The following is a 26,530-nucleotide window of genomic DNA, read 5'->3' on the forward strand; positions in this document are numbered from 1 at the left end:
CAGGAGCCCCGGGCTAGTCTGGGAGCCCGTGACGAGAGGTGCGCCCATGCCCGGAGAACGGCCCGACCCGCTCGCCGGCACCCTGCTGGCCGGCCGCTACCGCATCAGCGGTCTGCTCGGACGCGGCGGCATGGCCACCGTGTACCGCGCATCCGACGAGACGCTCGGCCGCGAGGTCGCCGTCAAGGTCTTCGCGACCGACTCCGCCGACCCCGCCGAGGTCGAGCGCCAGGAGGGCGAGGTGCGCATGCTCGCGGGCCTCAGCCACCCCGGCCTCGTGACCCTCTTCGACGTGGGCGACGATGTGGTCCGCGACCGCGTGCTCGCCTTCATCGTCATGGAGATCGTCGACGGCACCACGCTCGCCGACCGCATGAAGGAGGGGCCGCTGCCCGGCCCCGAGGTCGCGCGCATCGGCGGGATCCTGAGCGACGCGCTCGGCTACATCCACCGCCGCGGCGTCGTGCACCGCGACGTGAAGCCCGCGAACGTGCTGCTCGCGCGCCCCGAGGAGGACGACGAGCCGGCCGCCGCCAAGCTCACCGACTTCGGCATCGCCCGCCTCGTGGACGGCACGCGCCTCACGTCGACCGGATCCATCGTCGGCACCGTGAGCTACCTCAGCCCCGAGCAGGCGCTCGGCGAGGACGTGGGCGCCCCGACCGACGTGTACGCGCTCGGCCTCGTGCTCCTCGAGTGCCTCACCGGCCGCCGCACGTTCCCGGGCACGGCCGCCGAGTCGACGATGGCGCGCGTGGTGCGCGACCCGGAGATCCCCGCGCGCCTCGGCGCCTCGTGGGTGGACCTCCTCGGACGCATGACCCGACGGGATCCGGCGACGCGGCCCACCGCGCGCGAGGTCGCCGCGGAGCTGCGGACCGGGCGAGCGCCCGGGTCCGCGGTGGACGCGCCGACGGCCACGTCCACGCGGGTGATGCCGGCGGCCGCGGCCGCGGCCGCCCACACCGGAGCGGGGGCTGCCGCCGACCTCGCGCCGTCCGCGGATCGGGACGCCCGGACCGAGCGGTTCGCCGCGGCGATGGCCGCGCCCGTCGCGCGCGGCGACGACCCGACGGCGATCACGTCCCCGGCGGGTCGCTCCGGCGCGGATCGCGTCCCGGCGAAGCGCCGCGGCGGCCGGGCCATCAGCATCGCCGTCGTGTCCGTGCTGATCGCGGCGGCGGCGGTCGTGGGCGTCGTCACCGTCCAGTCGCTGCAGACCCACGACACCGCCTACCCGTCGGTCCCCGGTCCCCTCGGCGCCAGCCTCGAGGAGCTGCAGAAGAGCGTGGAGGACGCCCCGTGATCCGCACATCGACCCGCCCGACGCCCGGCTCCGGACGGCGCGCGCTCCGCGGGCGTGCCGTCCTCGGCCTCGCGACCATGACCACCGCCGTGCTCCTCCTCGCCGGCTGCGCGGGATCGTCGACGCCGGAGGACCGCGCGCTCGACGACCTGCAGCAGCGCACGCAGTCCGTCACGCAGTCGTCCGCCGACGGCGACTACGCCAAGGCGCTCGCGCAGCTCGAGGAGCTGCGGGCGGCCGTCGAGGCCGACCTCGCCGACGGATCCATCGACCAGGCGCGGCACGACGAGGTCATCGCGCGCATCGACGCGGTGCGGGCGCAGCTCGAGGCGGCCCGCGACGCGGCGGCGACCACCCCCACGCCGTCGACGTCGCCGAGCCCGTCGCCGTCGCCGTCCCCCTCGCGGACGCCCTCGCCGTCGCCCACGCCGAGCCCGACGCGGACGACGACGCCGGCCCCCACGCCCAGCGCGAGCCCGACGCCGGGCGACGACGGACCCGGCGCCCCGGGCGGCGGGGACGCCGGGCCGGGCGCCCCCGGGAACGGCAACGGCAACGGCAACGGCAACGGCGGGCCCGGCAAGCCGGGGAACGGCTGAGCCGGGGAACGCGCGCCCCGGGCTGAGCGCGCCAGCCCGTCCGGGATCGCGGGTCGGATCCGGGCGATCCGGGCGATCCGCGGCGTCAGCGTGCGGCGTCGGATCCCCGGGAGGGTCGGGTCAGACCCCGAGCACGCGGTCGGCCTCGGCGCGCGCCCAGCGCTCCGCCTCGGCCAGCGACGCGCGCGTGAGCCGGCCGGACGCCGGGGCGTGGGCGTCGACGACGCGGCGGATGGTGTCGACGATGTCGAGGAACCCCGCCCGTCCCGCGTGGAACGCCTGCACGGCCTGCTCGTTCGCCGCGTTGTAGACGGCCGGGTACGTGGATCCGGCGGCCCCCACCTGCTTGGCGAGCAGCACGGCGGGGAACGCGTCGTCGTCGAGCGGCTCGAAGGTCCACGTCGCGGCGCGGGTCCAGTCGATGGGCACGCCGACGTCGTGCATCCGGTGCGGCCAGTTCAGCCCGAGGGCGATGGGGAGGCGCATGTCCGGCGGGGACGCCTGCGCGAGCGTCGACCCGTCGATGAACTCGACCATGGAGTGGATCATCGACTGCGGGTGCACGACCACGTCGATCCGCTCGTACGGCACGTCGAACAGCAGGTGCGCCTCGATGACCTCGAGGCCCTTGTTGACGAGCGTCGACGAGTTCGTCGTGATGACGAGGCCCATGTCCCAGGTGGGGTGCGCGAGCGCCTCGCGCGGGGTGACGTGGGCGAGCTCGGCGCGCGAGCGGCCGCGGAACGGGCCGCCCGACGCGGTGACGACGAGGCGCCTGACCTCCTCGGCCGTCCCGCCGCGGAGCGCCTGCGCGATGGCCGAGTGCTCCGAGTCGACGGGGACGAGCTGGCCGGGCGCCGCGAGACCGCGCACCAGCTCGCCGCCGACGATGAGCGACTCCTTGTTGGCGAGGGCGAGGGTGCGGCCCTCCTCCAACGCGGCGAGCGTGGGGCCGAGCCCCACGGATCCGGTGATGCCGTTGAGCACCACGTCGGCATCGACCGAGCGGATGAGCTGCTCGGCCTCGTCCGCCCCGAGGGCCGTGTGCTCGACGCCCGCGACGCGCGCCTGCTCGGCGAGCGCCTCGCGCTTGCTGCCGGCGCCCAGCCCCACCACCTCGAACAGCTCCGGGTGGCGCGCGACGACCTCGAGGGCCTGCACGCCGATGGAGCCCGTGGATCCGAGGATGATGACGCGGCGCACGGCTCGTCCTACTGGGCCGGAGCGGACTGGGTGCCGAGGATGTCGACGACGAACACGATGGTGTCGGTGCCGCCGATGTCCGCGCCGGAGCCCTTGTCGCCGTAGCCGTCGGCGGGCGGGATGATCGCGATGACCTGCGAGCCGACCTTCTGGCCGACGAGCGCCTTCGTGAAGCCGGGGATGACGCCGCTCGTCTGGAACGAGACGGGCTTGGCGCCCTTGTCCCAGCTCGAGTCGAAGACCTTCTTGGTGTTCCAGTTGATGCCCGTGTACTGCACCGTGACGTTCGCGCCGTCGGTGACCTCGGCGCCGTCGCCGACCTTGAGGTTCGCGATCTTCGTCTCCGTCGGCGGTGCCGCGTCCGGGATGGTGATGGTGGGCGCCCCGTTGTCCGCGAGGGTGACCGTGGGGAAGCCCTCCGGCGCGGGCTGGTCCGCGCCGTCGGCGCGCGTGGGGACCTGGCTGAGCACGTCGACCACGATGACGATGGGGTCGTCGGCGCCGAGGCCGAGCGTCGACGCCTGCTCGGCGGCGAATCCGTCGGCGGCAGGGACCACCGCGACGATGCGCGATCCGACCGTGGTGCACTCGACCGCGCGGACGACGCCGGGGACGAGCGCGCTGTCGTCGAGCGTGGCCGGGAGCGGGGAGTCCGCGTTGTAGGCGAGCTGCGCGATGGCCTCGCCGGTCGTGCCGTTGTAGGCGGCGAGCGCGATGTTCGCGGTGGCGCCCGCGCCGACCTCCGCGCCGTCGCCCTGCGTGACGACGGTGCGCTCGGTCGTGTCGACCGTGAGCGGGGCGTCGACCGTGACCTCGGGGGCCTTGCCGAAGTCCCCGGAGACCTTGACCGACTTCGACGCGTCGCCCGAGGGCGTGTCGATGCAGGAGGCCCCCGCGGTGCGCGCGCCGGCCGTCGGGCTCGCGGACGGATCCGCGTTCGGCGTGCCGCTGCTGGAGCAGGCGGACAGCGCGAGGATGGCGGCCGCGGCCAGGGTGAGGGGGATGCGTCGCTTCACGTGAGTCGCTTTCGTCGGCGCGCCGGACGCACCAGGTTTGTGGGAGGGACTCGCACAGTCTGCCCGACCCGGCCGGGGTCCGCCTGACAAGCGCGGACGCGACGGCACGCATCCGCTCGCCGGGCGCGCGACGCGGCGCGTCGGATCAGGCGCCCGCGTCGGCCGCGAGCACCGTGCGCGGCTCGTGGCGCACGGGGAAGTTGACGCTGGACGCGATGAAGCAGCGCTCGGATGCGCCCGCGTGCAGCGAGGTCGCGAGCTCGACGTGCGCGGGATCCCGCACGGTGACGACGGGCCGCAGGGTGACCTCGACGAAGTGCCCGCCGCCGTCGTCCGTCTGCCGCATGGTGCCGGTGGGCTCGTCGCGGTAGTCGACGACGACCACGCCCGCCATGGCGGCCGCGTGCAGGTAGCTGAGCAGGTGGCACTGGGCGAGCGCGGAGATGAGGGTCTCCTCGGGGTTCCAGCGGTCGACGTCCCCGCGGAACGGGCGGTCGGCCGATCCGAGCAGTTCGGGCTTCCCCGCGGCGCGCACGACGTGGTCGCGACCGTAGGAGCGGTAGTCCGACGTGCCGGATCCACGGTCGCCGGTCCACTCGAGGGACAGGGCGTACCGGTGCTCGATCTGCATGGGCCCACGCTAGCGAACGGGGCCTCGGGCCCTCCCGATCCCGCTGCCCGCGCGGGTAGGCTCGCCGGATCATGACAGACACCCTCGACTCCGCCCGCGCCGGCGCCCCTGCCGGCTCCGCCTCCGACTCCCCCGCCGCGCCCGACCGCGACGCGCGCCCGCAGGTGCCGCAGGAGCGACGCATCGTGACGGAGATCCCCGGCCCGCTCTCGCGCGAGCTGCACGAGCGCCGGAAGCGCGTGGTGCCGCCCGGCGTCTCCTCCCTCCTCCCCGTCTACATCTCCCGCGCGCACGGCGCGATCGTGGAGGACGTGGACGGCAACCGCTTCATCGACCTGGGCGCCGGGATCGGCGTGACCACCGTCGGCCACACGCGCCAGGAGGTCGTGGACGCCGCGACCGCGCAGCTCGGCGACGTGATCCACACGCTCTTCACCGTGACGCCGTACGAGGAGTACGTGCGCGTGGCGGAGCTGCTGGCGGAGCACACGCCCGGCACGCACGAGAAGCGCACGGTGCTCGTGAACTCGGGCGCGGAGGCCGTGGAGAACGGCGTGAAGATCGCGCGCAAGCACACCGGCCGCCGCGCGGTGGCGGTGCTCGACCACGGGTACCACGGCCGCACGAACCTCACCATGGCCATGAACTACAAGGCGTCGCCCTACGGCACCGGCTTCGGACCCTTCGCGGGCGACGTGTACCACGCACCGAGCTCGTACCCGTATCACGACGGCCTCTCGGGCGCCGAGGCCGCGGCCCGCACCATCTCGTACCTCGAGAAGCGGATCGGCGCCACCGACCTCGCGTGCGTCGTCGCGGAGCCCATCCAGGGCGAGGGCGGCTTCATGGTGCCCGCCGACGGCTTCCTGCCGGCGCTCCAGGAGTGGTGCACGGCGAACGGCGTCGTCTTCATCGCGGACGAGATCCAGTCGGGGCTCGCGCGCACCGGCCGCTTCTTCGCCAGCGAGCACCTCGGCCTCGTGCCCGACCTCGTGCTGACGGCCAAGGGCATCGCGGGCGGCCTGCCGCTCGCGGGCGTGACCGGCCGCGCCGAGATCATGGACTCCGCCCTCCCGGGCGGGCTCGGCGGCACGTTCGGCGGCAACCCCGTGGCCGCGGCGGCCGCGGTCGCCGTGTTCGAGGCCATCGAGACGCACGGCCTGCTCGCGGAGGCCACCCGCATCGGCGACCACCTGCACGGGGCGCTCACCGAGCTGCAGCGGGAGCACGACATCATCGGCGACGTGCGCGGCATCGGCGCGATGATCGCCATCGAGCTCGTGCAGCCGGGCACCGGATCCACCACCAAGGAGCCGAACGCGGACGCGGTGGCGGCGATCGCGGCGTACTGCCACGCGCACGGCGTGATCATCCTCACCGCCGGCACGTACGGGAACGTGCTGCGCTTCCTGCCGAGCCTCGCGATCGCCGAGGAGCTGCTCGACGACGCCCTCGGCGTGATCGCCGACGCGTTCCGGGCGCTCTGATGGCGACGGCCGTCGAGACGATCCCCGTCCGGGGCGCCGTGGAGCTCGCGGTGCTCGAGCGCAGCGGCTTCGTGGAGTCGCGCCACATCGGGGCGGCCGTCGTGCTGTCGCCCGCCGGCGAGGTGCGGCGCGAGGTCGGCGACGCGACCACGCCCGTCTTCCCGCGCTCGAGCATGAAGCCGTTCCAGGCGCTCGCGGTGCTCGCGAGCGGCGCCGAGCTCACCGAGGAGGAGCACGTGCTCGCGACGGCCAGCCACGCGGCCACCGCCCGGCACGTGGAGGTCGTGCGCGGGATCCTCGCGAAGGCCGGGCTCGACGAGTCCGCGCTGCGCTGCCCTGCCGACTGGCCGCTCGACCGGGCCGCGCGCGACGAGCTCGTGCGCGCGGGGATCCCCGCGTCGCCGATCTCCATGAACTGCTCCGGCAAGCACGCCGCGATGCTGCTCGCCTGCGTGACGAACGGCTGGTCGACCGACGACTACCTGCACCCGGACCACCCCCTGCAGGTGCGGATCCGCGACGTGGTCGAGCGCTTCACGGGCGAGCGGATCGCCACGACGGGCATCGACGGGTGCGGCGCGCCCGTGCACGCGATGTCGTTGACCGCGCTCGCGCGGGGGATCCACCGCATCGCGACCTCCGCGCCCGGCTCGCCGTTCGCCCTGTACCGGCACGCGGCGGCGCTGACCGCGGCCGTGCGCGCCCACGGCTGGGCCATCGACGGACCCGGCCGCGCGAACACCGTCGTGATCGAGCGGCTCGGCCTGTTCGCCAAGGGCGGGGCCGAGGGGATCATGATCATGACCGCTCCCGACGGCACGACCGTGGCCTCGAAGACGCTCGACGGCAGCCTGCGGGCGTCCACCATCGTGGCGCTCGAGCTGCTGGCCGAGGCGGGCGCGATCTCGCGGGACGACGTGGAGCGCGTGCGCCCCGAGCTCGACCTCCAGGTGCTCGGCGGCGGCGTGCCGGTGGGCGAGATCCGCGTGTCGCCGACGCTCATCGGCTGACACCGGCCGCGTGAGCGCGGCCTCCGACGGCTGGCGCCGCCGCCTCTGCCGCGCCTGCCTGCGCGGGCTCGCCCGGCGGCCAGGGCGCCTCCGGGGGCCACGAGCACCGACGGACGTCGCCATCCGGGGTGACCCGCCAGGCCCGCCCGGGGATCGGCGCGAGCGGCGGCGGCACCGTGCGGAGGCGGAGGAGCGTGCGCGCGTCCCGTGGCGTGCAGCCATCCAGGACGATGTCGCCCGTGCGCCGGAGGTCCGCGAGGAGCGGGCCGCGCATCAGCCAGGCGTCGGGATCCCCGACCACGACCCGGGGGCGTGCACCGCGGAGGCTGCCGTCGTGCACGCCCGGGCGGACGGCGGCGTGCGGGCGGACGGCGGCTGGCGCGCCGACGCCATCCACGACCGCGGCGGGGAACGGCTGGTCCGAGGACCAGGCCGGAGGGAGCCGGGCCGCCTCGACCGCGTCGATCCCGGTCTCCCGGAGGCGCGCGACCGCCCCGACGGGTGACGGCGTGACGAGCGCGTGGACGGCCCCGCCTGCGAGGACCACGCGGGGCGCGGGGTCGACGAGCCCCGGCGGGCCGGACGCCTCGGCGAACCGGCCGGAGGACACCTCGACCGCGGGCGGCCGGGCCACCTGGATGCGCTCGCCGCGCCACTCCCCCGCACCCGGCGTCGCGCGGGCGTCGAAGAGGCGGCTCTCGCCACCCGCCAGCACGTGCTCCTGCCTGCTCGGGAGCGGGAGGACCACGGGCGGCCCCGCGGCAGCCGCCACCGCCTGGAGCGGTCCGCCCGCCCGACGACCCGAGACGGCCAGCGCCGCCCCGGCGTGCGGTCCCTCCCGGACGACCGCGGCCAGCCCCTCGAGCAGGGCGGCCTGGTGCTCGGGCTCCAGGCGGGAGACGGCGACGTCGAGGTCGTCGGCCAGCACGACGAGGGGCACGCGCGGGCCGCGCGGATCGCGGATGCGGGCGAGGACGGCGGCGATCGCGTCCCAGCAGCCCTCCGCGTCCGCGGGCACGGGGAGCACCTCGAGGCCGGCGGCCGCGGCCGACGCCCCGATGGTGCGCAGGCACGTGCTGCGGCCGGATCCCGGACCGCCGACGACGAGCAGGTGGCCGTCGGCCGCCGGGCACCACACGGCCGTCGCCCGCCGCTGCTCCGCGGGCAGGTCGACGAGGGCGAACGGGACCGCGGGGGCACCGCTGTCGGGCGTCGCGGACCCGTTCCGCTCGAGGGGCGGCACCGTGGCGAGGTCGGCGAACGGGACCGACGCGGGCAGCGGATCCAGCCACGGGCGCGGGACGGGAGCGGCCGTCGCGCGGGCGGCGGCGATGCGGGCCAGATCGGCGGGCGTCGTGACCGCCACCTGGAAGGGGCGCGCCGGCACGCCGTGCGCTCCGACGAGGCACCGGCCCACGGGTGCGTCGGCGAGGCGCGCCGCCTCGACCGTGCCGAGGAGCGCCCGGCTGTCGGCGTCGTTGTTGACGCGGAGGGAGAGGCGGAGGTCGCAGTTGGCGAGCACCGCGTCGCGCACGACACCGGCGGGGCGCTGGGTGCAGAGCACCAGGTGCATGCCGAGCGAGCGGCCCCGCGCGGCGATGTCGGCGACGACCTCGTGCAGGCCGTCCTGGTCGGCGAGGAGGGCGGCGAGCTCGTCGACGACGATGACGAGGCGCGGCAGGAGGCCCGCCGCGGCCGGGTCGTCGATGTCGCGCGCACCGGCGTCGCGGAGCACGCGCTCCCGATGCCGGACCTCCGCGCGCAGGCTCTCCAACGCGCGGCGCGCGCCCTGGCCGTCGAGGTCGGTGACGAGGCCGACGGCGTGCGGCAGCACGAGCAGCGGGTCGAACGCCGCGCCGCCCTTGAAGTCGACGAGGAGCACGGTGACCTCCTCCGGCGGATGCGCCGCGGCGAGCGCCGCCATCCACGTGACGAGGAGCTCGCTCTTGCCGCTGCCGGTGGTGCCCGCGACGACCGCGTGCGGGCCGTCCGCGACGAGGTCGACGGCCACGGGTCCCGCGTGCCCGACGCCGATGGTCGCCGCCAGCGTGCGCGGACGACGCGCAGGTGCCGCGGGCTGGCCGACGTCGGGGCCACGGGCCGGGCCGCTCGCCGGCGCCGGGGAGGAGGCCGCCCCGACCGGCAGATCCGCGAAGGGCACGCGCACCGGGAGCGGTGCCCGCGCCGCCGCGAGCCCGCGCCGCCGCGCGAGGTCGGCGAGCTCGTCCGCGAGGCGCTCCACCTCCGTGAGCGACACGAGGTCGGGACGCACCAGGCCGGTGCGGGTGAGCCGGGGTGACGGGAGGATGCGCTCGACGTCCGGTGGCAGCGTGTGCGCAGCGGGCGCCGAGGCGGGCGCGTCCGTGCCCTCGGACACGGTGTCGGCCGCGAGGATCCGCGCCGTGCCGGGGCTGCGGACGTCGAGCACCGTGCGGCACGCGGCCGGGAGCGACTCGACGCGCGGCGCCGCGGCGAGCACGACCTCGCGCGTGCCGAGCACGAGCCGGATCGCCCCGGCACCCGGCTCGCCGGGGGCGGGGCCCGTCGCGGCCGGGCCGTCCGGGCCGGGCACCTCCTCGCGCAGCCCGCCTGCCGCGTGCGGGAGCCGCTCGAGCCAGTCCCACTCGGGCCCGGCCGGGCGGGAGGCGATGCGGAGGTCGTCCGGGGGGAGGGCGTGCACGAGCTGGACGACGACGCCACGCAGCACCGGCGCGACGAGGGCGGGGACGCCACGCAGCCCGAGGCCGCCGGCGGCGGAGACGAGGACGGGCGCGTCGGGGACCCAGCGGACGAGATCCGCCCACCGCCCCGGGCGGTGCCCCGCGGCGCGGGCGCCCGGGACGACCGCTGCGGACCGGGCGTGCCCCGGTGCGCCCCGATCGCGAGGCAGGGTCGCGCACCGCCGCAGGAGGCGCCGGAGCGCCCCGGCGCCGTCCCGGCAGTCGGCGGCGGGCACGAGCGCGTCCGGATCGCCCCGCCAGACCATGCCGCTCGACACGTCGCCCGTGCCGAGCACGATGGGGAGCGCGCCGTCGACGCCCGGATCCGCCCGCCAGAGGAGGGCGGGGTTGGCGCTGCCGTCGAGGATCTCGCGCGCGGACGCAGCGCGCGATCGCAGGGTGGCGCGGGCGGCCGCGAGCCGCGCCCGCACCTCGACGTGCAACCGCGCGACCGCGGCGCGGGACTCGCGGTCGACGCGGCGGGCCGCGCGGCGGCCGGAGATGCGCTGGTCCGCGACGCCCGCGACCGCCACCACCGGCCCGAGCGCCGCGAACAGCAGCGCGTACGGCGAGCGGGTGACCGCCCAGACGGCGACGCTGACGACGAGGGGCGCCGCCACGCCGAGCACGGGGAACGGCGGCGGCGGAGCGGGCGCGGGCGACGGGGGCGGGGCGATGTCCACCGGGCGAGGACACCATGCGCGCGGTGACGCCAGGGTGGGCCGGCCACGCGCCGGGGACGGACGGCGCGACCGCGCCCTGGGGAGGAGCCGTCAGGGCCGGGGAGGACGCCGCCCCGGCCGCGCACCCGGCCCGCGTCCGCGCGCACCCCGCGCACCCCGCAGCGACGCGAGCGACACCATCGCCCGGAGCCGCTGCCGACGGGTCCTGCCCGCGTCCATGCGCACGGCGAGCTCGTCGGCGCGGCGCCAGGCGGCGTCGGCCAGCGGATCCGGCACGTCGCCCGGCGCGAACGCCGACTCGTCGGCCACGTCCGCGAGCCCGCGCGCACCGCCCACGCCCACGAGCCGCGCCACCTCGCGCCGGGTGGCCGCGACGGGAGGCACGAGGCCGCGGTCGAGCGCGCCGTCGTGGAACTCGTCCCAGGCGCCGCCGACCCGGTCGCGGGCCGCGTCCGCCCGGCGCCGCCGATGCCGGCGCGCGGCCTTCGCGCCCACCACGGCGAGGAACGGCGACGCCGCGAGGCCGAGCCCGAGGAGCGACCAGCCCGCGACGCGCACGGCGGCGAGCACGGCCTGCAGCGCGGGATCCGCCTCCGGCCGGTCGTCGCGGCTCGCGTCCGGCGGCGTGCGGTCCTCGGGCTCGGCCTGCTCCTCGACCGGCGGCGGCAGCACGGTCTGCGGGCGCGCGACCTCGGTGGGCTCGTCGGGCAGGGCGTCGGGGACGTCGCGGACGGGCGGGTTCGGATCCACCGCGACCCAGCCGGACGACGCCGTGTCGACCTCGACCCAGGCGGTGACGTCGGACCCCCGGATCGGCACCGGCCCGCCGTCGGCCTCCCGCACGGCCGCCTCGCCCGGCGCGAAGCCCATCACGACGCGGACCGGGAAGCCGATGTCGTCGGCGATGAGGGCCGCCGCGACCGCGTACTGCTCCGCGTCGCCGAGCATGGGGCGCGTCGTGAGGAGCTCCGCGATCCGCTCGGCCGAGTGGCCCGACCGGCTGAAGGGCGCGTCGCCGACGCCGTGGCTGACGTAGCCGTCGGCGCGGAGGGACGAGACGGCGGCCACGAGCTGCGCGCCGGGCGACGCGGACGTGCCGGCCCCCGCGTCCGTGCCACCCGCCGTCGCGCCGTCGGGAGCCGCGGTGGACGCCTGCACGCGCGCGGCGACCTCGTCGGGCACGCCCGTGGGTCGCGGGGCCACCGCGTCGCCCGGGCGCTCGTCGGCGAGCGCCTCGAGCGGCGGCGTCGACGCGACGACGGCCTCGATCTCGTAGGCGTCGCCCGCGGCGAGCCCGCCGATCACGGCGCCGGTGGCGGTCGCGTCGTCGTAGTAGAAGGAGTCGGCGAGGCGCCCGCCGTCGTCGCCCGCGAACGCGATGCGCTCGAGGCGGCCCGCACCCGGCAGCCACACGCCGCGGTAGGCGTCGACGACGACGTCGAGGGTGACGTCGTCGCCGACCACGCCCGTCTGGTCGAGCCGGTACGGCACGCGCGCGAACGTGCCGGAGGCCTGGCCCGTGCGCGACGCGTCGACGCTGCCGCGCGCGCCGCCCGTGCCGTAGACGACGCCGTCGTAGGTGTCGAGCGCGGCGAGGCGCACCCGTCCTCCGGCCGGGAGGCCCGCCACCGTGAGCAGCGTGTCGTCCACCGTCGGCGCCTTCCAGTAGGTGCGGAAGGACGAGAGGGGGCTGACCTGCTCGCGCGGGTCGAACGGCTGCTCGACCGTGGAGCGGAGGCCCGTGCGGGACGCGTCGGGCGGGGCGGCGGCCGTGGCGGCGACGCCCGCGACCAGGGCGGCCGCGAGCACGACGACTGCGGAGATCCCGGCGCGCGTGCCCGAGCGGCGCCGGTCGGACGCCGACTCCACCGGGATCCCCGCCTGCCGGCCGAGGCGGCGGACCGCGCGGTGGCGCCGACGCCAGCGGCAGCGCGCGATCCACAGCAGCGCGGCCGCGAGCCACGCCAGCGCGACCGGGACGAGGAGCCCGGTGGTCTCGGGCGCGTCGGGGCCCTGGCTGCGGTCGGGGCCGAGGGCGGCCGCGACGACGAGGATCACGAGGGAGGGGATCACCGCGAGCTCGGGCCGCGGGGTGCGCAGCGCGACCGACACGCCGATCACGGATCCCAGCAGCACGAGCGCGAACGCGGGCACGAGCAGCGCCTGGTAGTCGCCGACCGGGAGCGCGATGGTCACGAGCCGCACGACGCCGAGGGACGCGCCCTCGACGAGCTCGCCGAGGCCCGCGAGCGTGGGCCGCCAGCCGTCGACCGCGCCGGTCGGCACCGCGAGCGGCACGCCGAGCGCGAGGAAGGCCACCAGGATCGCGGACGCCACGACCGCGCTCCCCCAGCGGAACCGGGCGCCCGCGATCGGGACGAGCGCGCCGGCGACGAGCGTGACCCCCGTCATGCGCACGAACGACGCGTCGCGGTAGACGGGCCAGAACGCGGCGGCGGCGACACCGGTGAGGAGCGTGATCGCGAGGACGGGGACGAGGGTGCGGCCGGGATCGCGGGATCCGGCGGGGACGCGGGGAGGACGGGCGGCGCCGCGGGCAGCCGGGCGGCCGGCGGTCCCCGGGCTCCCCGCGCCCCGCGCGCTCACGACGCGCTCCGCTGGAGGGCGCCGCGCAGGTCGTCGAGGTAGCCGATGGTGAGGACCGACAGGTCGCCGAGGCGGCGGAGGCCGGGCTCGACCTCGGGGTCGCACACCACCGCGACCACCTGCACGCCGGGCGGGAAGCCGACGGCGGCCGCGCGGATCCGGGCGGGCGCCGCCCCCGTCCCGCAGACGAGGAACACGACCGAGACGCCGGCGACCTCGTCGGCGGCCGCGCGGGCCAGCTCGACGAGCGACGCCGCGCGGTCGGACGCGGCGATCTCGGCGAGGTCGTCGAGGAGGCGGTCGCGCGTGACGGTGGCGAGGCGGCGGAGGCGACCGGAGCGGGATCCGGGCGGGCCGGAGCGCGCCACCGTGCGGGCGAGCCCGGGCAGGGTGGGCGCGGTCGGCGGGCGGCGGGTGCGCGCCCGCCCGGCGGCGCGGTCGGCGCTCGCGACGACCTGGACGGTGCGCGCGTCGGCGATGGCGCGCGCGCCCAGGGATCCGACGACGCTCACGGCCAGCTCGAACTCGGCGTCGGCCGTGGACCCGGCGAGCGCGCCCGCCGCGGACCCGGCCGCGACCGTGGTGCCGCCCGCGGGGACGCCCGCCGAGCCCGCCGCGTCCGCGACCGCCGCGGCCGTGCCGTCCCCGTAGTCGCCCGCGTGCAGCGACAGCGCGACCATGATGTGGCTCCGCCGGGTCTCCTCGAACCGCCGCACCATGTGCACGCCGGTCTTCGCGGTCGAGCGCCAGTGGATGTGCCGCACCGGGTCGCCGGGCACGTACTCGCGGAGCGACTGGAAGGACACGTCGCTGTCGGTGAGGTCGCGCGTGGCGCGGCCCTCGAGGTCGCGGACGAAGCCCGTGCTGGTGCTGGGCATCGCGAGCGTGCGCGGGTGCACGAGGAGCCGGGTCGCGGCGGCCTCGGCGGACTCGCGTCGCACCAGGCCGATCGGGTCGCCGCGGACGATGCGGGCGGGGCCGAGCGCGATCACGCCGCGCCGGGAGGTGGGCACGACGAACACGTCCTCGTGGGAGTGGCCGTGCGCGAGGGAGGGCACGTGGACCTCGGCGAGGCCGGATCCGACCGGCACCTCCACCGTGAGCCCCACGGCCCGACGGCGCAGCGGGTTGCGCACGGCGACGGTCGCGGGCGCGCGCTCCCCCGCGACCACGCGGTCGCGCGGCAGGCGCAGCGACACCTCGACGCCCGACGACCCGACGAGGTGCAGCAGCGCGATGACCCCGAGGGCGACGCCGGTCCAGGCCACCGCGACGAGCTCGCGCCAGCCGAGCGCGTAGCCGACGGCGCCCGCGACGACCGCGGCCAGCGCGACGACCCGGCCGAGCGGGGTGACGACGGCGACGAGGCGCGCGAGCGCGTTCCGCGGCGGCACGGCGTCGGCGGGCGGCGGGACGGCACCGGGCGCGGCGGAGGGCACGGGCGCGGCGGCGGGATCCGGGGCGGCGGCCCGGCCGCGCGCCCCGACCGCGCTCATCCGGCCGGCCGCGCGCCCGCGGCGTGGGAGCCCGCGGCACGCCCGCCGGTCCCCGACGCCGCACCCGCGTGCCCGTCGCGCGGCGGCGCGGTCTCGATCAGGATCTGCGACAGCACGCTCGTGGGCGTCACGCCGTCGAACTCGGCCTCGGGATCCAGCAGCAGGCGGTGCGCGAGCACGGGCTCGGCGAGCGCCTTCACGTCGTCGGGCACCACGTAGTGCCGGCCGTCGGCGGCGGCCCAGGTGCGGGACGCGCGCACGAGCGCGAGGGCGCCGCGCACGCTCGCCCCCAGCCGCACCTCGGGCGCCGTGCGGGTGGCGTCGACGAGCCGCACCACGTAGTCCGCGACCGCGGGATCCACGTGCACGGTCCCCGCGCGCTCCTGCAGCGCGCGCACGGACGCGGCCGTCGCGACGGGCGCGAGCGTCACGTCGTGGGCGCTGACGGCGGCGCCCTGCAGGATCCGCAGCATCGACTCGTGGTCGGGGTACCCGATGGAGGTGCGCAGCAGGAACCGGTCGAGCTGCGCCTCGGGCAGCGCGTAGGTGCCGGCCTGCTCGATCGGGTTCTGGGTGGCGATGACCATGAACGGGTGGCCCACGTCGTAGGGCGTGCCGTCGACCGTGACGCGGCCCTCCTCCATCACCTCGAGGAGCGCCGACTGGGTCTTCGGGCTCGCGCGGTTGATCTCGTCGGCCAGCACGATGCTCGCGAACACCGGACCGCGGTGGAACTCGAAGTCGCCCGTGCGCTGGTCGTAGACGCTGACGCCCGTGATGTCGCCGGGCAGCACGTCGGGCGTGAACTGCACGCGGCTGTGCGTGCCGTCGACGGTCTGCGCCATGGCGCGCGCGAGCGAGGTCTTGCCGGTGCCGGGCACATCCTCGAGCAGGAGGTGCCCGCCCGTGACCATGGCGGTGAACGCGAGGCGCACCACGTGCGACTTCCCGAGCAGCACCTGCTCCACGTTGCGCACGAGCCGCGCGAACTCGTCCTGGAAGGCGCGGGCCTCGTCGGCGGTCATCGTCATGGGGTGGTGCCTCTCGGGTGCGGCCTCGGGTCCGGCGTCGGAGCCGCGGGAACGGCCGTCATCCTCGGTGGGCGTACGTGTACAGCGTGCCCGAGTTCGCGGTGACGCGCACCTCCAGGATCCGCTCACCGCCCGCGGGGACGCGGCAGGATCCGGCGGCGCCGGACGACGCGTCGGTCCACGCGCCCTGGCCGCCGCAGCGCCACTCGCTGCGCGCGTACCCGCCGCCGTCCGCGACGCGCGCGCCGCGCCCGGCGGCCGGCGGCATCGAGGTCCAGGAGAAGGTCGTGACGCCGGCCTCGTCGGTGGTCGAGCGCACGTCGCCCGCGCGCGCGTCGACGGCCGTGCCGGCGGAGACGGGATCCGACCAGCCGCTCGAGCGCGGGCGCCCGTCCCCGGAGTCCTCGACCACGCGCACCTGGATCGTCGCGCCCGTGCCCGTGCGCGGCAGCGTGAGGGCCTGGCCGACGCCGACGGGAACGCCGTCGCCCTGCCCGTCGACCCGGTACAGCAGCTGCGCGGACGCGGACGCGCTGCCCGGCCGGTAGCTCGCGTCGGCCAGCACCGCGCGGAAGACGCCGTCGTCCGCGCGGCCGGGGCTCGGCAGGTCGACGCGGACGACGGGCGTGGAGGGCGCCGTGCGCGGCGTGAGCTGGCCGGCCTCGACGACCGTGCAGCCCTGGCTGTTGGCGGCGAGCACCGCGAAGGCGACGGGCTGGTCGGGGGCGAGGCCCGTGAAGACGTGGCTGGTCGCGCCGCCCACCTCGACCGCGGGTCCGTGCTCCGCCGACCACGGCGACACGCCCTCGGTCGGCACGGAGCAGCCGGGCGCGGATCCCGGGGCGTACGCGGCGGCGAGGTAGCGGATCCCGTCGACGCCCCGGCCCTGGAACGCCGGCCACGAGACGGTGACGCGCGTCTCGTCGGCCGGGTCGGCCACCGCCGCGGGCGCGCCGGTCGCGGTCGGGGCGCCGCGCGGCGTGCCGGTCGCGGTGGCAGCGAGCCACGCGGTCGCGTCCTGCACCTGGGCGCTGTTGCGGGCGGCCACGGAGACGGCGACGGGGACCTCGGCGACGAGCGACGGATCCCGCACCTCGACGCTCGTGGCGTCGGCGGCGACCTGCCGGGCGATGCCGCCCACGCCCACGACGTACTGCGTGACGGGGCTCGACGACGACGGCACGGCCGACGGCTGCCACGAGAGGCGCAGCCCGTCGACGAGCGGCTCGACGGCGAGGCCGGCGGGCGCGGCCGGGAGCACGTCCGACCACAGGCCCGAGATCGACGCGGGCTCCGAGGCGCCCACGCCGTTCACGGCCGACACCTCCACCTGCACCGAGTTCGCGGGGCCGTTCCCGGGCGTCGGCACGGTGCAGGTCGTCGACGGGCAGGTGACGGTCGCGGTCGCCGTGCCGCCGCGGAGCACGCGCACCTGGTAGCCGGTGATGGCGGATCCGTTGAAGGCGCCCGGCTCGAAGGCCACCGTGACGGACCGGTCGGCGAAGCCGGAGGCGCGGAGCGCCGAGACCGGTCTCGGGCGGTCCTGCACGTGGATCACGACGGTGCCGAACGCGGCCCGCCCCGCGTCGCCCGTGGCGTCGCGCACCTCGTACTGCACGCGCACGTCGCCGGGCTCGGCGTCCGCGGACGCGCGCACGGCGAGCGTGGCGCGGTCCTCCGACGGCGTGACGGTCACGCCGGACAGGCTCGCGCCGTCGGCGCCGCGGATGGAGGCGACCGTGAGCGGCGTGCCCGGGAAGGGGTTGCCCGCCTGGTCGTTGGCGAGCACGTCGATCGAGGTGGAGGATCCGCGGGTGACGATGCCCTCGTCGGTCGCGGGCTGGGCGAGCGGGCGCGTCGACGGCACGACGCGGAGGTCCACGCGGCCGGCGCGGCCGGTCTGCGTGGCGTCGCGGACGCTCACCGGGAACGACGCGGCCGCGCCCGTCGCGACGCCCTCGTCGGCCGAGATGCGCAGCGTGCCGCCGTCGATCGCCGCGCGGAACCCGGCGGCGACGGCCCCCTCCAGCGCGAACGCGAGCTGCCCGCGGTCGTCCTGGTACGGGTAGGTGGTGAGGCGGCCGAGGTCCACGTCCTTGGACTGCCCGGGCTCCAGGTCGATGACCGCGCCCGTGAACACGGGCGGCTGGTTCTCGGTGGGCGTCACCGTGATCGGCAGGACGAGCGCGGCCGTGCGCCCGCCCGCTCCCGATCCGTCGGTCACCGTGAAGGAGATCGCCGCCGGCCCGAAGTACCCCGGCTCGCTCCGGTACGCGACGGTGTCCTCGTCCACGAGCTCCACGGGCCCGTCGGCGTGCGTCGCCGACAGCGAGTTCGGATCCGCGATGCGCACGGCGCGCCCGCCCGCCGCGACCACCTGCTCGTCGAGCTCGACCACGAGCCGCTCGCCGCTCGGGACGGTGGGCCGCGGCTGGCCGACGCGGAGCTGCGGCAGCGTGTCCGCGAAGCCGGGCACCCAGACGAACGCCGTCGCGGAGATCGACGGGTCGTCCGGCTGCGCCACGGTGAACGGGACGATGCGGCGCTCGTCCCCCACCTCGACGCGGATCCGGCCGTCGGGCGTCACGCGCGCCACGTCGTCGTACCCCGCGACCACGGAGAGCACGAGCGACGACGCGTCGCCCTCCGCGGAGAAGACGTTGCGCATCACGTCGACGTCGACGCTCGACCGGTCGAGCACGTCGGAGAGCTGGAGCACCGTGTCGCGCGCGATCGGGCGGGTGGGCGGCGCGGCGGGATCCACGATCACGGTGAGGAACGCCTCGTCGCTGCCGCCGCGCGCGTTGCGCACGCCGTAGACGAAGCCGTAGCGCCCGGCGGCGTCGGGCGCGACGACGCGCACGGTGTCGCCGTCGAGCCCCGCGACGAGCCCCTCGGCCTGCGGCCGCACCGACACGAGCGAGAGCGCGCCGCCGTCCGGGTCCGTGTCGTTGGCGAGCACCTGCACGCGCAGCACGCGGCCGGGCCGCACGGCCACGGTGTCCGCGGTCGCGACGGGGTTCCTGGCGCCCTCGACGCGCGTGCTGATGCCCACGCGGATCGTGCCGGTCGCCCGGGCGCCGAGCCCGTCGACCACGGCGTACGCGAACGCGTCGGTGCCCGTGGAGTAGTCGCCCGCCTGGTAGTCGATCCAGTCCGGCCCGACCTCGACGACCTGGCCCTTCTCCGGCCCGGTGTCCTGCCCGAGGAGCCGCACCGAGTCGCCGTCGGGGTCGATGCCGGTGAGCGGAACGGGGATCCGCACGGTCTCCCCCGCGAGCACGCGCGCCGTCAGCGGGCGCGGCACGGGCGCCGCGTTGGTCGCGACGTCGGCCTCGCGCACGGAGACGGTGAGCGTCGCGGTCGCCCACTGGCCGTCGGGCGCGACGGCCCGGTAGACGGCGGTGTAGTCGCCCGTGCGGTCGGGCGCGAGGTAGCGGAGGCGGTCCTCGCTCGCGACGAGGAGGCCGGCCCCCTCGGGCAGCGGGTCCACGAGCACGGGGTCGAGGCGCAGCCGGTCGCCGTCGGGCTGCTCGTCGTTGGCGAGCACGGGGATGTCGACGGCGTCGCCCACGCGCACGGCCACGCGGTCGTCGGTGGCGACGGGCGGCTGGCGGACGGCCGGCTCGGGCACCTCGATCACGGTGATCACGCCGGTCGCCTCCGCGACGCCGTTGCTCACGCGGTACGCGACGTCCACGGGACCGTCGAGCGGCCGCGTCAGGCTGATCCGCACGAGCCGCTGCCCGACGACCTCCGCGCGCACGCCCACCGCGTCCTCCGGCGAGATCGCGTCGGTGATCACGAGCACGCCGCCCGCGGGGTCGAAGTCGGCCTGGAGCACGTCCACGTCCTGGGTCTGGAGCGCGCGCACGAACACGGTGTGCGGAACGGTCACCGGCCGGCCGTCGGACGCGGGCGCGCCGCGCACCTCCACCCGCACGGTGCCCGTGGCGCTCGTCCGCCCGTCGGTCACGGTGTACTCGAGCAGGTGCGTGCCCGCCTGGCCGCCCTGGAGGCGGAAGGTGCCGGCCTCGAGGTCCGGCGTGATCTGCACCCCGGCGCGCGCGGGCACGGCCGCCAGCCGGATCGCGCCGCTCCCGCCGCGCGCGTGCGTCAGCGGCTCGACCGTGATCTCGCGCCCGAGCGACGCCTGCACGACGAACCCCTCGGCCACGAGCGGCACGTCCCCGGCGCGGCGCACCGTGACGACCAGCGCGCCCGAGCCCTCCTCGCGGCCGTCGGACACCTGCAGCGCGACGGTCCGCGTGTCGCCGCCCGCCCCGGCGTCCGTGTAGACGACGCGGCCCTCGGGCTTCCAGCTGACGGCGTCGGGCGCGGCGACGCTCGCGCGCGTGAGGTACGTCGGATCCCCGTCGGGGTCGTACCAGCCGCCCAGCACGTCGGTCTGCAGCCGGTCGCCCTCCGCGACCGTGCCCGTCGCGGGCCGCACCTGCACGGGCGCCGCGTTCTCGTCGGGCGCGCGGACGGCGACGCGCACGTCGGCCGTCGCGGTGCCGCCGCGTCCGTCGCTCACGACGTAGGACAACCGCACCGTGCCGGTCGCGCCCGCGGCGAGCGCGAGCTGGAGGCCCTGGCCCTCGTCCACGATGTCGACCGCGCCGACCGCCGCGTCCACGGGCGTCACGGAGTCGATCACGAGCACGTCGCCGTTCGGGTCGTGGTCGTTGAGGAGCACGGGCAGCGCGGTCGTGCGGCCCGGGCGCGCGCCGAGGTCGTCGTCGACCGCGACGGGCGGCTGCTGCACGCGGTCGGTCTCGGGCGGCGTGTCCGCCGTGTTCTGCTCGACGACGGTGTCGGAGCGGTCGCGGTCGATGAGGTCCGACCAGTTGTCGATGAGGCCCGCGCCGAGCTGCACGGCCCAGGCGGTGCCGCCGCGCGTGTCGTTGAGCACCACGCGCGCGCCGTCGACGAGGAAGCGCAGGGCGGCCCGCGCGGGCATGGACCCGAGGCCGCTCGTGGATCCCGCCGTCGTGCGGCGCGCGTCCTCCGCGTCCTCGCCCGCGATGGCCGCGGGCGCGAGGCACCGCTGCCAACCGGATCCGTCGGTCCAGCCCGCGTACTCGCAGCCGGCGACGCGGACGGGTCGCGCGGGCTCCCCGCGCACGGCGCCCGTCACGACGACCGGGTCCCCGCCCGCGACGGGCACGTCCACGAGTCCGCCCGAGTGCGCGAGGAGCACGCCGCTGCCCGCCGACGACCCGCGCTGGAGGGCGACGCGCGCGTCGGCGGCCACGGATCCGGCGAGGTCGACCGCCCGGCCGTCGACGAGGAGGGCCCGCGCGTCGGCGTCGTACAGCGCCCAGTGCCCGTCGACGGACGTGAGCGCGAGGCGCTGCCCGGCCGGGCGCCCGGGATCCCCCGCCTGGACGGTCTCGCCGGCGAGGGCCGCCGTCGGGTCGGCGGGCGCGTCGGCCGCCGCGTCCGCGGGCGCGCCGACGGGGCCGACGTCCACCGTCGCCCGCACCGTGTCGTCGGTGGCGGCCTCGATCCGCGACAGCGTGCCCGTTGCGGCCGAGTACACGAGGAGCGTGCCGTCGTCGCCCATCGACGCGACGGCGTCGGCGCCGAGGGTGAGCGTGGGCGGGCTCGCGGCGTCGAACGCCGCGAGGCCCGCGACCGGCACGAGCCACAGCTGGCCCGTCGCGGGCACGAGGATCGCGGCGCGGGATCCCGCCAGCATGACCTCGGCGCCCGCGGGCAGGGGCGCGGTGTCGACCACCTCGCTCGTCGCGTCGTCGACCACGTCGAGGCGGGAGCTGCCGCGGTCCGCGAGCAGCACGGTGGATCCGGCCTGCAGCACGTCGATGTCCTCGCTGCGGGAGTCGACGACGCTGTCGAGCTCGAGCACGGCCGTGTTGGCGCGGCCGATCGCCTGCTGCGCGGAGTTGACGACCCACACGGACCCGTCGTCGAGGTCGACGCGCTGCGCCTGGTAGCCGTCCGAGACGAGCGCGAAGCCCGTGAGGAGGGCGAGCACGACGGCCCCGCCGGTGACGGTCGTCGCGGCCTGGCGGTGGCGGCGGATCCACTCGCGGATCATCGCGGGAGCTCCGCGCACTTCTCGGTCGACGCGGCCCCGGCGATGCCGTCGCGCGTGACCGTGACGCGGATGCAGGCGCGCTCGCCCGTGCCCGCGGCCTCCGACGCGCCCGCCGTCACCCGGAAGGTCGTGTCGCGCTGCGTGCTCGGCAGCCCGCCGTCGCGGACCACCTGGTACGCGTCGTCGGCGCCGAGCCCGGGGTCGCTCCAGGAGAACAGCACGCCGTCGGCGGCGGGGGACGCCTGGATCGCGCCCACGACCGGGATGTCGCGCGTCGCGGTGCCGCCGCCCGACCCGCCGACGAGCACGCCCACGCCCACGCTCGCGGCGATCGCGCCGGCAGCGGCCGCCGCGAACGCGACGCGGTGCCGGGCCAGGAACGCGCGCCGGCCGGGGACGCCCGGTCGCGCCGGGGTGGACGCGCCGACGGGCCCGGATCCGGACCGGCCGAGCGAGGTGGACGCGGATCCCGCGCGCACGGGCTCGGACACGGTCGCCGGCGCCCCGGGACGCGCGGCCCCTCCCGTCGCGCGCACGCCGGCGGGCGCCGCCTTCCGCCGGGCGCGCCGCAGGCCGGGCATGCCGCGCGGCCCGGTCGTCCCCGGATCCACCTGCACGATGCCGCGCACGCGCGTCGGGTCGTCGTCCTCGTCCGCGGAGGCCGCCACGGCCGACGCCCACTCCTCGCTCGCGACCTCGAGCGGCGTCTGCGCGAGCCGCAGCTCCGCCTCCACCGCCTGCAGCTCGCGCACGAACGCGAGCGCCGACTCGGGCCGGGCGTCCGGCTGCCGGGACATCGCGCGGCGCAGCACCAGCTCGAGCCGCTCGGGCACGTCGGCGCGCCCCGTCGGCAGGGGCCGCGCCCGCTGGATCCGCGCCACGAGGTCCACGGGCGCGTTCTGCCCGCCCGGCACCTCGAACGGGCTGCGCCCGGCGAGCAGCGAGTACACCGTCGCCGCGAGCGACCACACCTCGCTCCGCACGGTGCCCGGGCTCTCGTCGGCGAGCACCTCGGGCGCCGACCACGGGATGGAGAGGCCGACCGCATCGGTCGCGGCGGCGTCCTCGAGCGTCGAGGCGATGCCGAAGTCGCTGAGCACCGGGTGCCCGAACGCCGTCGTCAGGATGTTCGCCGGCTTGATGTCGCGGTGCAGCACGCCCGCCCGGTGGGCGGTCTCCACGGCGCTCGCGATGCGGATCCCCACGCGCAGCACCTCCGCGACGCCCAGCGGCTCGCGCCGGTACCGGTCGCTGAGGCTCGACGAGCACAGCTCCATCACGAGGTACGGCCGGCCGTCGGCCGCGACGGACGCCTGGTGCACGGTGAGCACCGAGGGGTGGGCGCTGAGCTGCGCCATGAGGTCGGCCTCGGCGCGGAACATCGCGCGCAGGCGGTCGGTCACGATCTCCGCGAGCATCACCTTCACGGCGACCTGGCGCCGCGGCATGTCCTGCTCGTAGAGGAACACGTCGGCGAAGCCGCCGGAACCGAGGACCGTCACGTAGGTGAACCCCGGCAGCACCGGCGGGGCGGACGGCAGGCGTCTGGCCATGGCCCCCTCTTCGGGTCGGGACCGACGGCAGGGGCTGTTGCGGGCGGCGGATTGATCTCTCGCTGTGAGACGAGTCTAGGTCGCCGATCCGCGCGGGTACACGGGTCGGCGACCTCCGGACGCCCCCTCTTCGGGAGCGACGATCGTGCTGGTCGGGCTAGTCGCGCGGCGGCAGGTCGCGCGCGGGCTGGCCGATGTAGAGCTGCTGCGGACGGCCGATCTTGGTGGCCTGGTCCTCGTTCATCTCGCGCCAGTGCGCGATCCAGCCGGGCAGGCGCCCGATGGTGAACAGCGCCGTGAACATGCGCGTGGGGAAGCCCATCGCCTTGTAGATGACGCCCGTGTAGAAGTCGACGTTCGGGTAGAGCTTGCGCTCGATGAAGTAGTCGTCGGCGAGCGCGACGGCCTCGAGCTCCTTGGCGATGTCGAGCAGCGGGTCCTGGATCCCGAGGGCCGCGAGCACCTCGTCGGCGCTCTCCTTCACGAGGCGGGCGCGCGGGTCGAAGTTCTTGTAGACGCGGTGCCCGAAGCCCATGAGGCGGACGCCGTCCTCCTTGTTCTTCACGCGCTCGACGTAGCGGTCGACGCCCTCGCCGGAGTCGCGGATGCGGCCGAGCATCGCGAGCACGGCCTCGTTCGCGCCGCCGTGCAGCGGCCCGAAGAGCGCGCCGATGCCGGCGGAGACGGAGGAGAACATGTTCGCCTCGGTGGATCCGACGAGCCGCACGGTCGACGTCGACGCGTTCTGCTCGTGGTCCTCGTGCAGGATCAGCAGGCGCTCGAGCGCGCGGCTGACCACCGGGTCCACCTCGTAGCGTTCCGCGTTGTTGCCGAAGTTCAGCCGGAGGAAGTTGTCGACGAAGCTCAGCGAGTTGTCCGGGTAGAGGAACGCCTGGCCGAGGCTCTTCTTGTGCGCGTACGCCGCGATGACCGGCAGCTTGGCCAGCAGGCGGAGCGTCGAGATCTCCACCTGCTCGGGGTCGTGGACGCTCAGCGAGTCCTCGTAGTAGGTGGACAGCGCGGAGACCGCGCTCGACAGCACCGACATGGGGTGCGCGTTCGTGGGCAGCGCGCGGAAGAGCCCCTTGAAGTCCTCGTGCAGGAGCGTGTGGCGGCGGATGTCGTCCTCGAACCCCGCGAGCTCGTCGCTCGTGGGGAGCTCGCCGTGGATGAGGAGCCACGCCACCTCGAGGTAGCTCGACTGGCGTGCCAGCTGCTCGATGGGGTAGCCGCGGTAGCGCAGGATCCCCTGCTCGCCGTCGATGTAGGTGATGGCCGAGCGGGTCGACGCGGTGTTGACGAAGCCGTTGTCGAGCGTCGTGAGGCCCGTCTTCTTCGTGAGCGCCGAGATGTCGATGCTGGACGCGCCGTCGACCGCGGGGAGGATGGGGAACTCCACCCGTCCGCCCGGGTACGTCAGCGTCGCCGTGGGCTTCTGCTCCGCCTGGGGCTCGTCCGCCTTCGGTCGGTCGTCCGCCTGCTGCCCGCCATCGGTCACGGCGCCTCCTCGAGTCTGGGTGGGTGGCCCGGGAGGGATGCGCGCCGCCGGACGCTCGTGGCGCCGTCGCGGCGTCGGATTCCGAGCCGACTACAGCCTAAAGGGCTGACCTGGACACTGTCGCCTCCGCCAGCATCCGGCCGGATCCGTTGGAGGTCGTGCTACGCGGTGGGCGCCGCGGCAGCGCCCGCGCGGAGCCGCGCCGCCGCCTGGGCGATGCGCTCGTCCGTCGCCGTGAGCGACAGGCGCACGTGCGCGGGCGAGGCGTCGCCGTAGAACGGGCCGGGGCCCGCGAGGATCCCGAGGTCGGCGAGCTCCGCGATCCCCTCCCAGGCGTCCCGGCCGCGGGTCGCCCAGAGGTAGAGGCCGGCCTCGCTGGCGTCGATGCGCCAGCCGGCGTCCTCGAGCGCCGGTCGGAGCACGTCGCGGCGCGCGCGGTAGAGCTCGCGCTGGGCGCGCACGTGGTCGTCGTCGCCGAGCGCCACGGTCATGGCGTGCTGGAGCGGCGCGGGCGGGAGGAGCCCCGCGTGCTTGCGGACGCGGATCAGCCGGGCGATCAGCTCCCGGTCGCCCGCGACGAGCGCGGCCCGGTACCCGGCGAGGTTCGACTGCTTGCTCAGCGAGTACAGCGCGAGGACGCCGGAGTGGTCGTCGCCGACGACGCGCGCGTCGAGGATCGAGGGCGTCGGCCCGTCGGCCCACTCCCCCTCCCAGCCGAGCTCGGCGTAGCACTCGTCGCTCGCGATGACGGCGCCGAGCTCGCGAGCCCGGGCGACGGCGGCGCGCAGCTCCACGAGGCCGAGGACGCGGCCGTCCGGGTTGCCCGGCGAGTTCAGCCAGACGAGGCGCGTGTGCGCGGGCCAGTCGGCGGGGTCGTCCGCGGGGACGGACTCGGCGCCCGCGAGGGCCGCGCCGATCTCGTAGGTCGGGTACGCGACGCGCGGGTGCACGACCGCGTCGCCCTCGCCGAGGCCCAGCATGAACGGCAGCCAGGCCACCATCTCCTTCGACCCGATGGTCGGCAGCACCTGGTCGGTGCCGAGCGTCGCGTTCCGGCGCCGTGCGTGCCAGTCGACCATCGCCTGCCGGAGCTCCGGCGTGCCCACGGTGGTGGGGTACGCGTGCGCGTCCGTCGCCCAGGCGAGCGCGTCGCGGATGAGCGTCGGGGTCGGGTCGACGGGCGACCCGATGCTCAGGTCGACGATGCCGTCGGGGTGCCGGCGCGCCCGCTCGGCGTAGGGGGCCATCTGGTCCCAGGGGTAGTCGGGGAGCTCGCCGAGGGCCACGCGCGTCAGCTGTTCTGGATGGGGAGCGCGGCGATCACGGGGTGGTCGCCGGCGGTGACGCCGACCTTGGTCGCGCCGCCCGGGGATCCCATCTCGGCGAAGAACTCGACGTTGGCCGTGTAGTAGTCCGACCACTTCTCGGGCAGGTCGTCCTCGTAGTAGATCGCCTCGACGGGGCAGACCGGCTCGCAGGCGCCGCAGTCGACGCACTCGTCCGGGTGGATGTAGAGCGACCGCTCGCCCTCGTAGATGCAGTCCACCGGGCACTCGTCGATGCAGGCGCGGTCCTTCACGTCGACACAGGGCAGGGCGATGACGTAGGTCACTTCGGGCGGGTCCT

General features: G+C 76.7%; 16 protein-coding genes. 4 read left to right on the plus strand and 12 right to left on the minus strand.

The genetic code is table 11. The annotated features are described in order from the left end of the window. Positions 1-46: 46 nt before the first annotated feature. Positions 47-1,306: a serine/threonine-protein kinase gene (locus tag ITJ40_RS13795; RefSeq protein WP_194667616.1), complete on the plus strand. Its 1,260-nt coding sequence runs from the start codon at positions 47-49 to the stop codon at positions 1,304-1,306. Further along, positions 1,303-1,905 (plus strand): hypothetical protein, encoded by a 603-nt coding sequence (locus ITJ40_RS13800; RefSeq protein WP_194667617.1) that lies wholly within the window; start codon positions 1,303-1,305, stop codon positions 1,903-1,905. Before ITJ40_RS13795 ends, ITJ40_RS13800 begins: the two co-directional genes overlap by 4 nt. Positions 1,906-2,025: 120 nt before the next feature. On the opposite strand, the gene ITJ40_RS13805 is transcribed toward ITJ40_RS13800, so the two are convergent. The 3 genes from ITJ40_RS13805 to ITJ40_RS13815 all read right to left on the minus strand — a co-directional run bounded on the left by ITJ40_RS13805 (position 2,026) and on the right by ITJ40_RS13815 (position 4,755). After that, the gene (locus ITJ40_RS13805) at positions 2,026-3,108 is read right to left on the minus strand and encodes a 1-deoxy-D-xylulose-5-phosphate reductoisomerase (RefSeq protein WP_194667618.1); all 1,083 of its coding nucleotides are present in this window, start codon (positions 3,106-3,108) and stop codon (positions 2,026-2,028) included. 8 nt (positions 3,109-3,116) lie between these two features. Then, positions 3,117-4,124: an FKBP-type peptidyl-prolyl cis-trans isomerase gene (locus tag ITJ40_RS13810; RefSeq protein ID WP_194667619.1), complete on the minus strand. Its 1,008-nt coding sequence runs from the start codon at positions 4,122-4,124 to the stop codon at positions 3,117-3,119. A 145-nt stretch (positions 4,125-4,269) separates the two neighbouring features. After that, positions 4,270-4,755 carry an OsmC family protein gene (locus ITJ40_RS13815; protein ID WP_194667620.1) on the minus strand — a complete coding sequence of 162 codons (486 nt, stop codon included), beginning with the start codon at positions 4,753-4,755 and terminating at the stop codon, positions 4,270-4,272. Between the two features lie 71 nt (positions 4,756-4,826). Here ITJ40_RS13815 and gabT point away from each other — a divergent pair, with 71 nt between their 5' ends. Beyond that, positions 4,827-6,242, plus strand: a complete 1,416-nt coding sequence (gene gabT / locus ITJ40_RS13820) for a 4-aminobutyrate--2-oxoglutarate transaminase (RefSeq protein WP_194667621.1) — start codon at positions 4,827-4,829, stop codon at positions 6,240-6,242. Continuing rightward, the gene (locus tag ITJ40_RS13825; RefSeq protein WP_194667622.1) at positions 6,242-7,252 is read left to right on the plus strand and encodes an asparaginase; all 1,011 of its coding nucleotides are present in this window, start codon (positions 6,242-6,244) and stop codon (positions 7,250-7,252) included. The genes gabT and ITJ40_RS13825 overlap by 1 nt, the downstream gene beginning before the upstream one ends. On the opposite strand, the gene ITJ40_RS13830 is transcribed toward ITJ40_RS13825, so the two are convergent. The 9 genes from ITJ40_RS13830 to fdxA form a co-directional block, all read right to left on the minus strand. Next, positions 7,242-10,655: an FtsK/SpoIIIE domain-containing protein gene (locus tag ITJ40_RS13830; protein ID WP_194667623.1), complete on the minus strand. Its 3,414-nt coding sequence runs from the start codon at positions 10,653-10,655 to the stop codon at positions 7,242-7,244. The two genes, ITJ40_RS13825 and ITJ40_RS13830, sit on opposite strands and share 11 nt — an antisense overlap. A gap of 90 nt (positions 10,656-10,745) precedes the next feature. After that, positions 10,746-13,262, minus strand: a complete 2,517-nt coding sequence (locus tag ITJ40_RS17475) for a transglutaminase domain-containing protein (protein WP_370532062.1) — start codon at positions 13,260-13,262, stop codon at positions 10,746-10,748. Continuing rightward, entirely contained in the window at positions 13,259-14,758 is a 1,500-nt protein-coding gene (locus ITJ40_RS13840; protein WP_194667624.1) for a DUF58 domain-containing protein, read from the minus strand. Before ITJ40_RS13840 ends, ITJ40_RS17475 begins: the two co-directional genes overlap by 4 nt. Next, on the minus strand, positions 14,755-15,789 hold the full coding sequence (locus ITJ40_RS13845) for a MoxR family ATPase (protein ID WP_194667625.1): 1,035 nt from the start codon (positions 15,787-15,789) through the stop codon (positions 14,755-14,757). Before ITJ40_RS13845 ends, ITJ40_RS13840 begins: the two co-directional genes overlap by 4 nt. A 58-nt stretch (positions 15,790-15,847) precedes the next feature. Beyond that, complete coding sequence (locus tag ITJ40_RS13850) at positions 15,848-21,853, minus strand: Ig-like domain-containing protein (RefSeq protein WP_194667626.1); 6,006 nt, start codon at positions 21,851-21,853, stop codon at positions 15,848-15,850. Beyond that, positions 21,850-23,406 (minus strand): serine/threonine-protein kinase, encoded by a 1,557-nt coding sequence (locus tag ITJ40_RS13855; RefSeq protein ID WP_194667627.1) that lies wholly within the window; start codon positions 23,404-23,406, stop codon positions 21,850-21,852. Before ITJ40_RS13855 ends, ITJ40_RS13850 begins: the two co-directional genes overlap by 4 nt. A gap of 157 nt (positions 23,407-23,563) precedes the next feature. Beyond that, positions 23,564-24,904, minus strand: a complete 1,341-nt coding sequence (locus ITJ40_RS13860; protein WP_194667628.1) for a citrate synthase — start codon at positions 24,902-24,904, stop codon at positions 23,564-23,566. A 161-nt stretch (positions 24,905-25,065) separates the two neighbouring features. Next, positions 25,066-26,190 (minus strand): succinyldiaminopimelate transaminase, encoded by a 1,125-nt coding sequence (gene dapC / locus ITJ40_RS13865; RefSeq protein ID WP_194667629.1) that lies wholly within the window; start codon positions 26,188-26,190, stop codon positions 25,066-25,068. Positions 26,191-26,195: 5 nt separating this feature from the next. Further along, entirely contained in the window at positions 26,196-26,516 is a 321-nt protein-coding gene (gene fdxA, locus ITJ40_RS13870) for a ferredoxin (RefSeq protein ID WP_194667630.1), read from the minus strand. Positions 26,517-26,530: the final 14 nt, after the last annotated feature.

The organism is Clavibacter sp. VKM Ac-2872, from assembly GCF_015351105.1.
In the GTDB taxonomy this organism is placed as follows: Bacteria; Actinomycetota; Actinomycetes; order Actinomycetales; family Microbacteriaceae; genus Clavibacter.

What these genes read in the sequence shown, in the direction of transcription:
- ITJ40_RS13855 (WP_194667627.1), bottom strand. Translation starts at nt 23,406, where the DNA reads ATGGCCAGACGCCTGCCGTCCGCCCCGCCGGTGCTGCCGGGGTTCACC.
- ITJ40_RS13850 (WP_194667626.1), bottom strand. Translation starts at nt 21,853, where the DNA reads ATGATCCGCGAGTGGATCCGCCGCCACCGCCAGGCCGCGACGACCGTC.
- ITJ40_RS13795 (WP_194667616.1), top strand. Translation starts at nt 47, where the DNA reads ATGCCCGGAGAACGGCCCGACCCGCTCGCCGGCACCCTGCTGGCCGGC.
- ITJ40_RS13845 (WP_194667625.1), bottom strand. Translation starts at nt 15,789, where the DNA reads ATGACGATGACCGCCGACGAGGCCCGCGCCTTCCAGGACGAGTTCGCG.
- ITJ40_RS13815 (WP_194667620.1), bottom strand. Translation starts at nt 4,755, where the DNA reads ATGCAGATCGAGCACCGGTACGCCCTGTCCCTCGAGTGGACCGGCGAC.
- ITJ40_RS13825 (WP_194667622.1), top strand. Translation starts at nt 6,242, where the DNA reads ATGGCGACGGCCGTCGAGACGATCCCCGTCCGGGGCGCCGTGGAGCTC.
- gabT (WP_194667621.1), top strand. Translation starts at nt 4,827, where the DNA reads ATGACAGACACCCTCGACTCCGCCCGCGCCGGCGCCCCTGCCGGCTCC.
- ITJ40_RS13840 (WP_194667624.1), bottom strand. Translation starts at nt 14,758, where the DNA reads ATGAGCGCGGTCGGGGCGCGCGGCCGGGCCGCCGCCCCGGATCCCGCC.